Annotated in this window: 12 protein-coding genes; 4 read left to right on the top strand and 8 right to left on the bottom strand. The window is 56.6% G+C overall.

Annotation, left to right across the window (positions count from 1 at the left end):
* Window positions 1-143 precede the first annotated feature (143 nt).
* Together ACN0XM_RS12700 and ACN0XM_RS12695 are read right to left on the bottom strand one after the other, a co-directional pair.
* Window positions 144-1499 (bottom strand): sigma-54-dependent transcriptional regulator, encoded by a 1356-nt coding sequence (locus ACN0XM_RS12700; protein ID WP_417567309.1) that lies wholly within the window; start codon window positions 1497-1499, stop codon window positions 144-146.
* A gap of 24 nt (window positions 1500-1523) precedes the next feature.
* Complete coding sequence (locus ACN0XM_RS12695) at window positions 1524-3227, bottom strand: sensor histidine kinase (RefSeq protein WP_417567308.1); 1704 nt, start codon at window positions 3225-3227, stop codon at window positions 1524-1526.
* Window positions 3228-3399: 172 nt separating this feature from the next.
* Between ACN0XM_RS12695 and ACN0XM_RS12690 the strand changes: the two genes are divergently transcribed.
* A complete protein-coding gene (locus ACN0XM_RS12690) occupies window positions 3400-4335 on the top strand; it encodes an alpha/beta fold hydrolase (RefSeq protein WP_417567307.1) in 936 nt (311 codons plus the stop codon).
* Between the two features lie 91 nt (window positions 4336-4426).
* Window positions 4427-6001: a cation:proton antiporter gene (locus ACN0XM_RS12685; protein ID WP_417567306.1), complete on the top strand. Its 1575-nt coding sequence runs from the start codon at window positions 4427-4429 to the stop codon at window positions 5999-6001.
* A 26-nt stretch (window positions 6002-6027) separates the two neighbouring features.
* Here the strand turns inward: ACN0XM_RS12685 and senA are convergent, their stop codons facing one another.
* Entirely contained in the window at window positions 6028-7395 is a 1368-nt protein-coding gene (senA, locus tag ACN0XM_RS12680; protein WP_417567305.1) for a selenoneine synthase SenA, read from the bottom strand.
* Between the two features lie 323 nt (window positions 7396-7718).
* On the opposite strand from senA, the gene ACN0XM_RS12675 reads away from it, so the two are divergent.
* Window positions 7719-9098 (top strand): sigma 54-interacting transcriptional regulator, encoded by a 1380-nt coding sequence (locus tag ACN0XM_RS12675; RefSeq protein WP_417567304.1) that lies wholly within the window; start codon window positions 7719-7721, stop codon window positions 9096-9098.
* A gap of 12 nt (window positions 9099-9110) precedes the next feature.
* The gene (locus tag ACN0XM_RS12670; protein WP_417567303.1) at window positions 9111-10184 is read left to right on the top strand and encodes a transporter; all 1074 of its coding nucleotides are present in this window, start codon (window positions 9111-9113) and stop codon (window positions 10182-10184) included.
* A gap of 16 nt (window positions 10185-10200) precedes the next feature.
* Here the strand turns inward: ACN0XM_RS12670 and ACN0XM_RS12665 are convergent, their stop codons facing one another.
* From ACN0XM_RS12665 to ACN0XM_RS12645, 5 genes are all read right to left on the bottom strand, one after another.
* Window positions 10201-10680 (bottom strand): hypothetical protein, encoded by a 480-nt coding sequence (locus ACN0XM_RS12665; RefSeq protein WP_417567302.1) that lies wholly within the window; start codon window positions 10678-10680, stop codon window positions 10201-10203.
* Between the two features lie 17 nt (window positions 10681-10697).
* A complete protein-coding gene (locus ACN0XM_RS12660; RefSeq protein WP_417567301.1) occupies window positions 10698-11390 on the bottom strand; it encodes a C39 family peptidase in 693 nt (230 codons plus the stop codon).
* Between the two features lie 12 nt (window positions 11391-11402).
* A complete protein-coding gene (locus ACN0XM_RS12655; protein WP_417567300.1) occupies window positions 11403-11753 on the bottom strand; it encodes a hypothetical protein in 351 nt (116 codons plus the stop codon).
* 54 nt (window positions 11754-11807) lie between these two features.
* A complete protein-coding gene (locus tag ACN0XM_RS12650) occupies window positions 11808-12677 on the bottom strand; it encodes a dentin sialophosphoprotein (protein WP_417567299.1) in 870 nt (289 codons plus the stop codon).
* A gap of 376 nt (window positions 12678-13053) precedes the next feature.
* A complete protein-coding gene (locus ACN0XM_RS12645) occupies window positions 13054-14646 on the bottom strand; it encodes an isocitrate lyase (protein ID WP_417567298.1) in 1593 nt (530 codons plus the stop codon).
* Window positions 14647-14694 lie beyond the last annotated feature (48 nt).

The raw sequence follows: 14694 nt of genomic DNA, 5'->3' as shown, positions 1-14694 counted from the left end.
TGAGCAAAACCGGGGCCAATGCACCAAAAAAAGGCTGGGAGCTGGCCTGAGAGGTCCTCCGGTTAGCCGATGCGCGATACATATACGGAATCATGAGCGGAATCCGCTCATTAACGGCTGGGATGATGAGCGGAACCCGCTCACTAGCCCAACCCCAATCTCTGCAAACGGCGTTTGAACGCGTGCCGGGACAACCCCAAGTTCTCGGCGGCCTTTCCTTTGCGACCGCCGGCTTTCTCGAGGGCACCCAGCAACAGCTGGCGCTCGGTCTGCTGCACATGCTGGTCGAAGGACCCACCGGCCTGATCCTGACCTGCCGATGGCGCAGGGTTTGTGGCCAGGAATTCGCCTGGCAGTTGATGGGGGCGGATCAAATGCCCCGGATAGAGAATGGTTAGCCGCTCCACCAGGTTACGCAGCTCCCGTACGTTGCCCGGCCAGCTGTAGGCGCTCAGACAGGCCAGTGTTTCCGGCAGCATGGTGATGGGCCGGCAACCCTCTTCCCGGGCCTGGGATTCGATGAACATTTCCAGCAACTCACTGACATCATCCTCCCGATCCCGCAAGGGTGGAATGGTAAGCTCGATGACGTTCAGCCGGAAATACAGGTCCTCCCGGAAGTGCCCGTTGCGGACCTCCGCTTCCAGCGACCGATTGGTCGCAGCTATCACCCGGACATCCGCGGTAGCACTGGCGCCACCCCCCACGGGTCTGTAGTCGCCGTTTTCCAGGAAATGCAGGAACTTGGCCTGCAGGGAGAGCGGTAACTCTCCAATCTCATCCAGAAACAGCGTGCCGTTATGCGCCAGAGCCACCAGACCGGTTCGCTTCTGGTGAGCACCCGTATACGCGCCTTTTTCAGCACCGAAAAGTTCCGCCTCAATTAGCTGCTCAGGCAGAGCCGCGCAGTTGATCTCCACAAAGGCTTCGAGGGCTCGGGGGCTATGTTCGTGAATGGCCCGCGCCACCAGCGCCTTCCCGGTGCCAGACTCCCCCAGTAACAGAACCCGGCCAGCGCTGCTCGCCGATATCCGTTGGACCTTCTGCCAGAGTTCCTGCATGGGGTTGCTGACGCCCATCAGGCCGGAGGACGAAGCGGCCCTGCTGCGATGGTAGGCCAACTCATCGCGCATCCGGGTCCGCTCAGCCACTGAATCAACCAGATGAAGCAATTCATCCAGGGCAAATGGCTTGGTCAGGTAATCTGTGGCGCCGGCTTTTACTGCCTGCACCGCCGCCCGCGTATCACCATGAGCCGAAATCATCACCACCGGCAAATCCGGGTAAAGACGGGCGGTTTCATTCAGAACGTCCATGCCACTCATACCTGGCAGCCGCAAATCCAGCAGCATCAGATCGGGGAGACCCCGTTCAAGCATTGACAAGGCATCCTCACCGGTATGAGCACAAACGGCGCCATACCCGGCTTCCTGAAGCGCAAAGGTCAAAGACCGTACAAAACTCTTTTCATCATCAACGATCAGAATGTTCAAGCGCATAATGGTTTGCAGGGTCTCACTTTTTTATTGGTCTGTTGTCAGGTTACCACTCTTGCCGGCAGGCAAGGTGACTAACACCGTTGTTCCCTGGCCGGGCATGCTGCGAATATCCATCTCTCCTCCGTTTAGCTCGATAAGCTGACGGCTTATGCTGAGGCCGAGCCCGGTGCCGTCGGAGCGTGTTGTGAAGAATGGTTCTGCTACGCGGCTGAGGGTTTCCTCAGACATGCCACTACCGTTATCGGTTATTTCGACGGTCAGACAGTTATCATTTCGATAGGCTCTCAGCTGAACTATCCCACCTGGTTCACAGGCCTGAATTGCATTGGCCACAAGATTGACGAGGCATTGAATGATCTGGTCCGGACTGGCATGAATGGTAAGGCTTGAATCTCCAGTGGCACTGACGGTCACCTGACGACTGTCCGCCAGCCCGGAAGTAAGTACCCTGGCATGGCGGAAAACTCTGCGAATCTCCACCTGCTGGGCCTCACCCGGCACCGGCCGGCCGTAATCCAGAAGATCCCCGACTACACGATTAAGACGGTCAATTTCATCCTCAACCGAAATCAGCAACTCCCTGCGCTGTTTGTCAGGCTCGCGCTTCTCCAGTGCCTGAACCGTCAATTTTATTGTGGCCAACGGGTTACGAACCTCATGAGCAACACCAGTCGCAAATTCACCCAGCACTGCCATTTTCTCAGCTTGAACGGTGCGCTGTATCATCTCCTGCAACCGGTCTGCCATTGCGTTGAAGGCGTGCGCCAGGACGTCGATTTCGTCGTTGTCATTTCTGGGGGCCTGTAAGCGAAAGTGCAGGTCGCCGGTGGCAAAAGCTTCCGCCCCTTCCGTCAACCGGGCGACCCGACGGCGCAGGCTCCGGGCAAGCGCCCAAAACAGAATGACGGTACCCAGGACCAAAACGCCGGCTAAGGCATAGAGGCCCAATTGGGCGTTGCGCAATGGACTCAGGATCTCACCGGCAGAAACCACATAATCAATACGCCACCCCGGCAACACTTCCGGGCCGGCGCGAAGGTCTTTGGGCACCGCTGGCTGGAGATTACCCGTAGCATCCAGCAGCGCACCGGTGGGCGTGCGCAAGAACGGCCGCAACACTCCGGCCAGGTTTTCTGTGCGCATCAGTTCAGTCAGGGATGCAAGCCGCACATGCAGGGCAATCGCACCCCGCCCGGCCTGCTCTGCTCCCGCTTGCAGGGGCTGGCGTATGAGCAACCAGGCCGGGCCGCCGCTGTCCGGTAACGATGGCCCAATGATTTCACTGATACCAAAATCAACGACCGGCAACCCCGCCAGTGACCAGCCGTCACGGTTCCAGTAGGGGGTTCCGGAAGCGGCCTGGCCCGGAACCACTTCCAGCAGGTTATTGTTGCTATCAAAAAACAGAATGCCATAAAGGTCCGGCGAATCGGCCTCGACCCGCACCAGTTCCCTGACACCTTCTGGGACTGCCTCGCCGTAGGCCAGATACAAAGGCATGGACGGGTGGGTAGACAATGTTTCCAGTTGATAAACCCGATTTTCGATGAAATTTGTAAGCCGGTTAGCGTTACCTGCAACCTGGGCTTCAAGATGCTCGCCAGCGAGCCGTTCGTTAACCGAGTCTGACACCGCGGTATAGAGCGCACTCAGCACCGCGACAGATCCAATCATCAGGGCCAGGGAAATGAACGAATAACGGCCAACCAGACTGAATCTGGGCTTCATGACAACCTCGTGATGATCGTTATTGCAAACGATAAACAGAGTAAATGTTGTAGTAGATTTCATAAACACTTATTACGCCATGAGCCAGTGAGGCAATTCCCATCCCCCGAGTCGATAGTGATGTAAACTCCATACTCAAAAAGCCGATGATACTGCCCAAAAGGACGCCTCAATGTATGGCCACCCCCCCAGGAACCTGATGTTCCTGCTCATTGTTTCCCTGCTGATGACCGCCTGCTCCCGCCAGGCCATCTACGAGACCGCCATTGACCTTGAACGATCATCGGCAGGTCTGGAGCCGGCCACGGTGGAAGTCGGCAATCTCGATATCACCTACCTGAGGAACCAGCAGGCGGTTACTGGCGACACCATCGTCATGATTCATGGTTTCGGTGCCAACAAAGACAACTGGACCCGCTTGGCCAAGCACCTGACCGACGACTTCAACGTCTACGCGATCGACCTGCCCGGCCATGGCGACAGCAGCAAACCCCTGAATATTGGCTATGGCCTCCAAGACCAGGCCGGTTACGTTGCCCGGATTCTCGAGGCGCTTTCCATCGATGAGACCCATATCATGGGCAACTCCATGGGCGGGGCAATTACCGCGCTCTACGCCGCCAATTACCCGGGCAAGGTAAAATCTGCGGTGCTATTCGATCCCGCCGGCATCGTCGAATACGAGAGCCCGCTGGTAGAACTGGTAAAGGAAGGAGACAACCCTCTGATCCCGAAACGGCCTGGGGACTTTGAGCGGCTGATGGACTTCGCCCTGGAGAAGGAGCCGTTTGTGCCCTGGCCCATACTGGACGTCATGGAGCAGCGAGCCATTGCCAACCGGGAAGTCAACGAGGTGATCTTTGCCGCCATCCGGGATGCCGGTTTCGAGGCGGATTTCCGGAATGCCATCACCCGGATCAAGGCGCCGGTTCTGGTGGTCTGGGGCAAGGAAGATCGGGTCATCAACTACCGTAACGGCGAGATATTTGTGGCGGCAATACCCGATGCCTGGCTCGAAGTGATGGAAGGCATTGGCCACGCACCCATGATTGAAGCACCCGAGGCCTCCGCAGAGCTGTTCCTGAAGTTTATCGGCCACGACCGCTGACAACCGGGTGCCACCTTCAGCGACTACAAGGGCACACCAAAACACGGTAGCCTAGAAGCCCTTGTGCCCTTTACCTCTGAACCGATGACTCATGCCTGAAGCGATATGGATTTCCTTTGCCTTTGGTCTTGGCCTGCTGGTCTCAACCGTTGGCCTACCGCCCCTGGTCGGCTATCTGGCCGCCGGCTTCGTGCTCAGCGGGCTCTCGACCGCCACCGGCATCACCATTGAGGCCACCGACGCGCTCGACCATATCGCCCATCTGGGCGTGTTACTGCTGCTTTTCACTGTCGGTCTGAAGCTCAAGCTGCGCTCCATCGTCAGCCCTGAAGTCATTGGTGGCAGCCTTCTTCACTTTGCCATCACCTGCGCCATCATTACGCCGGGCATTTACCTGCTCCTGGAGTTGCCCTGGAAAACGGCCCTGATGCTGGCCATCGCGCTCTCGTTCTCCTCCACCGTCCTGGCCGCCAAGGTACTGGAGACCAAAAGGGAGCTACGGGCCTTCCATGGCCGCGTCGCCATCGGCATTCTGATCATGCAGGACCTGATTGCCCTGGTGGTCATGAGCCTGGCCGCCGGCCAGACACCGTCGCAGTGGGCCCTGATCGTCTTTGGTCTGCCCCTTATGCGCCCCCTGCTGTTCCGCTTGCTGGATGCCAGCGGACACGATGAGCTCCTGGTACTTCTGGGCCTGTTGCTGGCACTGGTGCTTGGCGGCCTGGGCTTCGAGTCCGTTGGTCTGAGCTCCGAACTCGGCGCCCTGGTTTTCGGCGCCATGCTGGCCAACCATCCGCGTTCCCAGGAGCTTTCCAAGTCGCTGTGGAGTGTGAAGGAAGTCTTCCTGGTGGGCTTCTTCCTGCAAATTGGCATTGGCGGTTTGCCGGACGGCGATGCACTGATGTTTGCGGTTATTGCCGGCCTGATTTTGCCCTTGAAAGGCATCCTGTTTTTCTTCCTGCTGCTGGTATTCCGGTTACGGGCCCGCAGCGGGTTCCTGAGCTCCCTGGCTCTGACCAATTACAGCGAGTTCGGGTTAATTGTCGCCAGCATCGCTCTGCCCGAGTGGCTGGTTCCGCTGGCAATTTCGGTCTCACTGTCCTTCCTGTTCTCGGCGCCCCTCAACCGGTTCTCACACACGCTTTACGAGCGCTTCGCCCACGGCCTGAGCCGCTTTGAGGGCAGCAAACACCATCCGGATGAACAGCCACTGTCTCTGGGAGATACCCGGGTCATGATTATGGGCATGGGACGAACGGGCACTGCCGCCTATGACTGGCTGAGTGACGAGCAGCCGAAACTGATGGGCCTGGATTCTGACCCGGCAAAGGCCACCCAACACCAGAAAGAAGGACGAAACGTGGTATTCGCAGATGCCGAGGATGCCTCCTTCTGGAATGGGCTTCACATGCCCGCCGTAGAATCGGTCATCCTGGCCATGGGCGACATAGAGGGCAAGCTGATTGCCGCCCGGATGCTCAGGAAAATGGGCTTCAAGGGCTTCATTGTGGCCCATACCATGTATGAAGACGAGGCCAGGCAGATCCGCGAAGCCGGTGCTGACGAAGCCTACCTGACCATGAGCGAGACCGGTGTCGCCCTGGCCAGCCACCTGATGGACAAGACACCAGCGATACCCTCCGTGGTTGCAGGCAACTCAGAGTAGCCTGCACATTCAGAGGGCCCCTCGAATTACTTTTCCTCAAGGGAGCAGGTGCGGAACCCGGTGTAGACATCGTTGCGCAACGGCAGGTATGCCTGGCGATAGGTACCACGAATCAGACAAGACGAGGTTGCGCAGCTGCCACCTCGGGTCACCTTGTGGTCACCGAACTGCAGGGTGGACATGAATGGGTACATGTCCACCCTGAAGCCGTCATAGGGAAAGAACTGGCTATTGGTCCATTCCCAGACAGAGCCGATCATCTGACGGCAACCAAAGGGGCTGTCACCCTCCGGAAAGTCAAACACTGGGTTCTGGGCCATTGAGCGGCTGTTCATATCGGCACACTGTTCATCCGGTGCCGCATTGCCCCAGGGAAAGCGGCGGAAGGACTCGCCCGGACGGTTGCCCAGGGCAGCAACTTCCCATTCAAACTCCGTGGGCAGCCGACGTCCCGCCCAGTGACACCAGGCTTCAGCCTCCCAAAAAGTGACATGGGTCACCGGCGCATCTGGCGCCAAAGACTGCCAGCGATCGAATAGTCGCTCCTGCCACTGCTCCTCGTGCCAGCGCCAGTACAGGGGATGTCTGGGCATGCGGTAAAGCGGCTCGCCACTGCCATGCACCAAGGCAACGTCGGATTCGGTCTGTAGCCATTTCCGCCCGCCGAAAGACCAGAGCTCGGGCCGCCGATAACCACCATCCTCAATAAACGCCATGAACTGGCGATTGCTGACCAGACATTTGGAAATGGCGAACTGATCCAGTTTCACCGTAAATCTGGGTTTCTCATTGTCGAACGCAAAATCTTCCCGGGCATAGCGCTCGGATTCCCCGGGCATGCCGATCAGCCACTCGCCTGCGGGAATCACTGCGTCGCCAGCCTGATTATTTCCCGGCGCGGGGCGATATAGATCCGTTCCGGGAGGCGCCGGATAACCCACGGTCTGCCGGCACCAGATCAGGGACTCAACATGCATATTCTGGTGGTAGATCGCATAGCGATATAGGTACAGCGCCTGGTCGGTCAACGGCTTCGTTCTTATCCGCTCGGCCACCCGGTCGTATATGGTATTGAAGTACTCAAGGGTTTTCTCGCGCCCCGGGAACAGGTCCCGATTCCAGCGATCCCGGTGTTCGACATGGAAGGAATCCCAGAGGTCATCCATGGACGGGTCATAACTGGGCGTTCCGTCCAGGAGGTTGAACACAAATACCTCGTAGAAAAACGCGGCGTGCCCCATTTCCCAGAGTGGTGGGTTCACCCCCGGGTGCCAGGGAACATCGAGCAGCGCTGCGGGCAGGGAACACACCAGGTTCTCCGTGCACTTGCGTGTCCATTCCAGCTGTTCCAGCAATTCTGCCCTGGTCTGATCGGTGCTTTCAGTCGTTGTCATGTTGCCCATCACTCGCCTAAACCCTTGCAGCCGTCAGAATACCAGACAAAAACCATTCAGACTTGTATCAGGCCTGTCATGGTTGTGTCGGCAAACTTTACAAAATATTCGCCACAAAAAGTGGCCCGGGTTGCAACCTTCTGAAACGGCTACAAGTCTTAAAACTGGCATGCAACCTGAATGTGGACCAACAGGAGTTTCGCCTGTTTCCCCGAGCCGTTTGCGGTCACAGGGCAGTGATCGGATCGAGCAGTTCCGGTTTTACCAGCATGTACTGAACGTTTCGCAGTTCGTTTTCCGAGCAGTTTCTCAGGAGAGTCGCCATGCAGGAAAAACGACCGCTCGTTTGGCTGTCGGCGGTGTACCCGGCTTTTATCGCTAGTGAGCCCTTATTCAGGGACTGGCAGCTGATTCATGTCTCCCTGTCAAACCACTCGTTTACGAGCGCGAAAACCGGTACTGATGCGAGGGTCGGCGTGTTTGATCTTGGCTCATTGACGGCGGATCAACTGGCTCATCTGCCCGAATGGCTGGATGCCATCCCGGTCCAACACTGGGTCGCCATTCTGGAATCTCAACAGATTCACGATCCCGAGATCTGCGCGCTGATAAACCGCTATTGCAAGGACTATCACTCGCTGCCGATTCAGGCAGATCGGCTTCATGCCATCCTCGGCCACTTGTGGGGCATGTCCGAATTGCAGTCCAGGGCCTCCCTGAAAAAACAGCGCAGCTACCATGACTTTGCCCTGGAGGGTGAGTCATTGGCGATCCAGCAGGTCAGGACGCTATTGAAGAAATTCGCCCGCACCGAAGAGCCGGTGCTCATCTACGGCGAGAACGGAACCGGCAAGGAAGCCGCTGCCATGTTTATTCACGACAACTCATCACGCAAGAACAAACCGCTGGTCGTCGTGAATTGTGCAGCCTTACCCCCCTCCCTCACCCAGAACGAGCTGTTCGGTCATGAAAAGGGCGCGTTCACCCATGCCATGAGTGCCCAAAAAGGCAGAATTGAAGCGGCCAATGGCGGCACTCTCTTGCTGATCGGTGTCGACGAGCTGTCCCTGGAACAGCAATCGGCCATTCTGCGTTTCCTTCAGGAGGGCATGATAGAACGCCTGGGCTCCAACCACTCCATCAGCATCGACACCCGACTCATCGCCACAAGCACAAGACCGCTCGAGCAACTGGTGAACATTGGTGCTTTTCGCAGTGACGTATTTTACCGGCTTGGAAGTCTGAATGTGCTTTTGCCGCCACTGCGGGACCGGAAGGAGGACATTCCCATACTGGCGAACCGGATCCTCTCGGTTACACCCTCGGCCGAGGGGCCCCGGCGTCTCAGTGAAGACGCCATTATTTGCCTGGCTGAGCATCCCTGGCCGGGCAACCTCAGGGAACTGCAGAACCGGTTGCGTCAGGCCCTGTTGCTGGGTGAAAGCCCACAGATTGAAGCGGAAGATATGGGCTTCACCGTGAACCCCGAAGACAGTTACCGCCGCAGCCGCGAGCTGTCCCTGAATGCTTTTCGCTCCAGAGCGGATCGTCAGGCGATTTCGGTAAGTCTTGCACTGGCACACAACAACGTGTCGGCAGCCGCCAGGCTGCTGAACATTTCAAGGGTTTCGTTGTACAGGTTGATGGACAAGTATCAGTTTCCCCACGGTGCCCACCAGGCGCGGCCACCGAAGAATAACTGAAGGAGATGCCTCATGAATAAGAAAACACGCTGGATTATCCCGATACTCACCCTGGCCACGCCAATTTTTGCCGCGGCGGCACAGGCCGACAGGGATAGCACGCCGGTATCCTCTGATGCGACTGGCCAGACCGAGTCGAACGACAACCCGGCTACCGACATTGCATCAATCACTGCTGACCGGGGCATCGTCACCCGCCCGGGCCGCTTCACGATCGAGCCTTCTTTCTCCCATGCCCACAGCAACTCAACGGCGGTCGCGGTGGAAGGATACACGGTGATACCTGCCCTGCTCATCGGGCTGATTAATATTTCGGAAGTCCAGCGCGATATTTTCGTCGGCGCAATGTCACTCAAATACGGCTTTACCAGCAAGTTTGAAGCGGCGGTTCGTGTACCCTACCTCAGCATCAATGAGGACCTGAGAGAACGTGAGGTCTTCAAGGGCACGCCGGTGGATACATTGCGTGAGTCCTCGGGCGAAGGCCTCGGTGATGTTGAACTCTCGGCTCGCTACCAGCTAACCGATGGGTTGGGTGGCTGGCCCTACGTTATTGGTGCGATGCGAGTGAAAGCACCAACCGGAGAAGGACCCTACGATGTAGATCGGAGAGCTATCCTGGATGACCAGGGCAACCCGATTGGTATTGAGCTGGAGGATCGGCCGACAGGCTCCGGTTTCTGGGCGTTCGAGCCAGGTCTCACATTCATCTACCCGTCAGACCCAGCCGTGCTATTCGGAAATCTGAGTTATGTCTGGACCCTGAAAGAAGAGCAGGGCTTCGAAAATGGAGGCACGGTCGACCCAGGTGACATAGTGCGTTTCGGCTTCGGAATGGGGTTTGCCTTTAACGACCGCACGTCCTTTAGCCTGGGCTACGACCACTCGATCATCCGGAAAACAACGCTCGAGAGGAATAACGACATTTTTGCATCCAACTTCGATCGTATTCAGATCGGGTCACTGTCGTTCGGCTTGTCCCAGCGCCTGACGCAGGCCACAAGTCTGAGCCTGACGGTCAGCATAGGGGTTACGGAAAATGCGCCCAACAGCGAACTTACTCTGAAGCTCCCTATCAGTCTCTAGTGCACTGCCTGGTAGCTTAGCGGCCAAGCAACTGGATCAACTGATCACTGAACCGTGCCGGGAACTGATTCCCGGCACCCAGATTGTTCAGCTCAATATTCAGTTGATGCATATTCTGTATCACAGTGCTATCGAGGTTGTTCTGAACCACCGTCATCCAGCCGTTGGGCCCTGACATATTACTGGATACGCGCGCGCTTCCACTCTGGTTCGCGCTGATAACCTCAAGCACGGTTTCCGTATGATGGTCCACTAAACGGTCGTTGACGGCCTGGTTTAGGTTGGGAATGGTCAAACGATTGATCACCATGGTGTCACCGTTAATACCGACAATCTGCTCAAGACCAATACTGATCTCCAGATTATCCATCAGGAAGCCGCCCCGGTACTCAGACAACTCCAGATCACTCAGGGGCTCAACACCAAGCCTTAGTTCTGCCTGGACATACGGCGATAAGGTTGCAAATGATATCGCCAAAAACGCTATAGCTGGCATCCGGACTATCATGATCGTCACCATTCCCTTGAGGAGGGCCAGTAGGGCAATGTGTGCCCGAGGGAAGGACCTACCAGGCCTTCCTGTGTCGGCGCCCTGGCCACTTGGGGCCATTGTCCATCGCCGAGAAAGCCGTCTCGCCCTTGCTTGAGATGGCTTCGAATAACAAAGGCAGTGCCGTTCCAGTACTCGCTGAATTGTGCATAGGAATAAACCTTAAGCCCCCGGGCCGGGTCCCCCACCAGGACCTCGTTATCACTGATCCCCTTGATCAGCACAAAATGCCGGAAGCCATCAATGTTCAATAACACAATCGTGGGCAATCGCACCTGCTCCTTGAGGCCGGTCAACGGCATCCGGAAACCATCGGCCTGGTACCCTCTGGACTCAAGGTAGTGCTTCATGTCGAGCATCGAGAAACCTTCCTGGCGCACCTTCTTTTCATCTGCCAAGGCAAGCATTTCGATAAAGACATCGTGCTCTGTGACCTCGTCTTCGTAGTGAAAGGACAACAACGAAGCAACGGCTGCAGAGCCGCAACTGAAGTCGTATTGCTGGCGCATCACACTGTCAAACCGCCGGTTCTCGAAACTGTTTACCTTTAGCCGGAAATCTCCACCAATACCCGGCACCATGACCGAGCCTGCGAAGGCAGTGGACCATAGCAGCCCGGCACTCGCGCAGATCGCAACAAGAACCTTTCTGGCCATGGCCCACCTCCGTTATTGATTGATCAGTATGTTGATCTGGGTACTGTCCTGAATAACCACCTGGTTACCGGTGTTCTGGATAACCGTCGCGACCCCACTCATGTTCCCGAACGCGTTGTCGGAAATACTGTTATCACCCGTGACAACATTACCCGACAGCAGGTTACCGGACACATTCGCGTTTTGCTGGTTATCGTTAATCTGCAACTGCAGCGGGATTCCCTGGCGACCACTTGAATCCGCCAACTCACCGGCCGACAAAGGCGCGGCATCCATCCATTCCTCGGCGGACACCAACGCTGTTGCCCCAAGCATTAACGCCAGCAAGGCAGCCTTCAGTTTCCATCTGATGACGCAACCCATGGCAGTTCTCCCGGAATAACCGGGCCGCACCCGTTAAGGCGCGGCCAGGATTCCTTATTCGGTGCCGCCACCGCTGCCGGTGGACAGGTTGGACATCACACTGACGTTCGCCTGTGTGACGCTGCCATTGCCTGCATTCTGGGCAAAGGCCCCGACACCGGTGTAATTCGCTGAGCCACCGGAGATTTCATTGCTGTTGCGAACCTCGGTGTAGGAAGCTCTGCCATTAGCATCGCCATATGTGGTTGCAGTACCAGTTACGCTGCCCTCCAGATCCGCGTTATTGAGGAACACGTCCAGATCGAGCGCCAAGGAGTTATCGGAACTGTCATTACCGCTGTCGGATACAGTGGTGTTACCACTGTCCGCAACGTTAGTGGAATTGTCCGAACTGTCATTTCCGCTATCGGCAACGTTGATGGAGTTGTCGGAGTTGTCGGAATTGTCCGAGTTATCCGAGTTATCCGAGTTGTCATTGCCACTGTCAGCGATCTTGAACGAATCAGCCACGTCGGTGCTGTTGTCCGAGTTGTCGGAATTGTCCGAGTTGTCAGAGTTGTCAGACATATCGTTGCCGCTGTCAGCAATCTTGAACGAATCAGCAACATCGGTGCTGTTGTCCGAATTATCCGAGTTGTCGGAGTTATCCGAATTGTCCGAATTGTCATTTGCAGTGTCGGCAATCTTGAACGAGTCGGCGACATCGGTGCTGTTGTCCGAATTGTCCGAGTTGTTTGAATTGTCGGTGTTCGTGGAATTGTCGTTACCGGAGTCGGTGTTTCCGGATTGGTCATTGTTGGCCGTGGAGGTGTTATCCGCGTTGGTATTCGGATCTCCGTCCCCTCCCTGTTGCGCGAAGGCATAACCGGAAACACCCAGACTCATTGCGATGGCAGCTGCTAGCAAACTTTTTTTGGCATTCATAATATCGCTTCCTTTTCGATTATTGGCTTTTAAGGGATCCGACCCAACCCGCTAGCCTTGGGGTAAGCCAAGGTCCAGACCCGCCAGATTAAGGAAGCGATTCTCGTGCCACAATTGATAACCAATTCCTAAGACACTATTTTAAATAGCCTTTTTTTTTAGCGCCAAACAAGGCAGCTTTCACCAGAGGACAAACTGTTCCAGCTCTGAAACAGTTGAAGAGAGGGGGGAAACACCAAAACGGAGGTTTATGCCCCAGTTTCAGATACATGCGTCGAAACAGCGGTGTCAAAGAAACAAAACCCCGCACAGGGCGGGGTTTTGGATGTTGAAGCGAGCCTTAAAGCTCGCTTCAAACCAACATCGGAACGTTCGATTAACCGAACTGGTTCATGGTGTTGTCTTTACCACCGGCCTTCAGGGCCGCTTCACCGGCAAAGAACTCCTTGTGGTCGTCACCGATGTTGGAGCCAGCCATATCCTGGTGCTTCACGGTGGCGATACCCTGGCGAATTTCCTTGCGCTGCACGCCTGCAACATAGGCCAGCATGCCTTCGTCACCGAAGTAGCCCTTGGCCAGGTTGTCGGTAGACAGGGCCGCAGTGTGGTAGGTCGGCAGGGTGATCAGGTGGTGGAAGATACCTGCTTCGCGTGAACTGTCGCGCTGGAAGTTACGGCACCACTCGTCGGCCAGCTGGCCCAGCTCGGTGTTGTCGTACTCTTCGCCCATCAGCTTGGCGCGGTCGTAAGCCGATACATCCTTACCCTCTTCCTTCCATGCATCGAACACCTGCTGACGGAAGTTCAGGGTCCAGTTGAAGGACGGGCTGTTGTTGTAGACCAGCTTGGCGTCGGGCACCACTTCCTTAATGCGGTTAACCATGGCAGCGATCTGGCCAACGTGGGGCTTCTCGGTTTCGATCCACAGCAGGTCAGCACCGTTCTGCAAGCTGGTAATACAGTCGAGAACCACACGGTCTTCGCCAGAACCCGCCTTGAACTGGAACAGGCCGGAAGCCAGACGCTTGGGCTTGACCAGCTGGCCGTTCTGCTTGATCACAACGTCACCGTTGTTGATGTCTTCCGCCTTGGCGATGACGTCGCCGTCGATAAAGCTGTTGTACTGGTCACCCAGGTCGCCCGGCTCTTCGGTCACGGCAATCTTCTGAGTCAGGCCAGCGCCCAGGGAGTCGGTACGGGCAACGATCACACCGTCATCCACACCCAGCTCCAGGAACGCCAGGCGAACAGCGTTGATCTTGGACAGGAAGTCAGCGTGAGGAACGGTTACTTTACCGTCCTGGTGACCACACTGCTTCTCGTCGGAAACCTGGTTCTCGATCTGGATGCAGCAAGCACCGGCTTCGATCATCTTCTTGGCCAGCAGGTAAGTGGCTTCGGCGTTACCGAAACCAGCGTCGATGTCGGCAATAATCGGCACGATGTGAGTCTCGTGGTTGTCGATCTGCTTGATCAGTTCGTCAGCCTTGGCGTTGTCACCGGCATTCTCGGCTTCTTCCAGGGCACGGAACAGGTGGTTCAGCTCCCATGCGTCGGCCTGACGCAAGAAGGTGTACAGCTCTTCGATCAGGCCGGAAACGGCGGTCTTCTCGTGCATGGACTGGTCCGGCAGCGGACCGAACTCCGAACGCAGGGCGGCAACCATCCAGCCAGAGAGGTACAGGTAACGACGCTTGGTGGTGCCGAAATGCTTCTTGATGGACAGCATCTTCTGCTGACCAATGAAACCGTGCCAGCAGCCCAGAGACTGGGTGTACTGGGAAGTGTCCTTGTCGTAGTTCGCCATGTCTTCGCGCATGATCTTGGCGGTGTACTTGGCGATGTCCAGACCGGTCTTGAACTTGTTCTGGGCGCGCATGCGAGCGGCGTGCTTCGGGTTGATGGCGTTCCAGGTCGGGTTTTGCTTCAGCAAGGAAGCAATCTGGTCAACGTCTTTTGCGTAGGGCATGGTCTCAATCCTTTCTACGTTGGTTTTCTAAGTAGTGTGGAGAAGCGT

It is taken from the genome of Marinobacter sp., assembly GCF_048269445.1.
Classification (GTDB): Bacteria; Pseudomonadota; Gammaproteobacteria; order Pseudomonadales; family Oleiphilaceae; genus Marinobacter.
The sequence above is the reverse complement of the archived record's forward strand: the minus strand, read 5'-3'. Positions and strand labels throughout refer to the sequence as shown.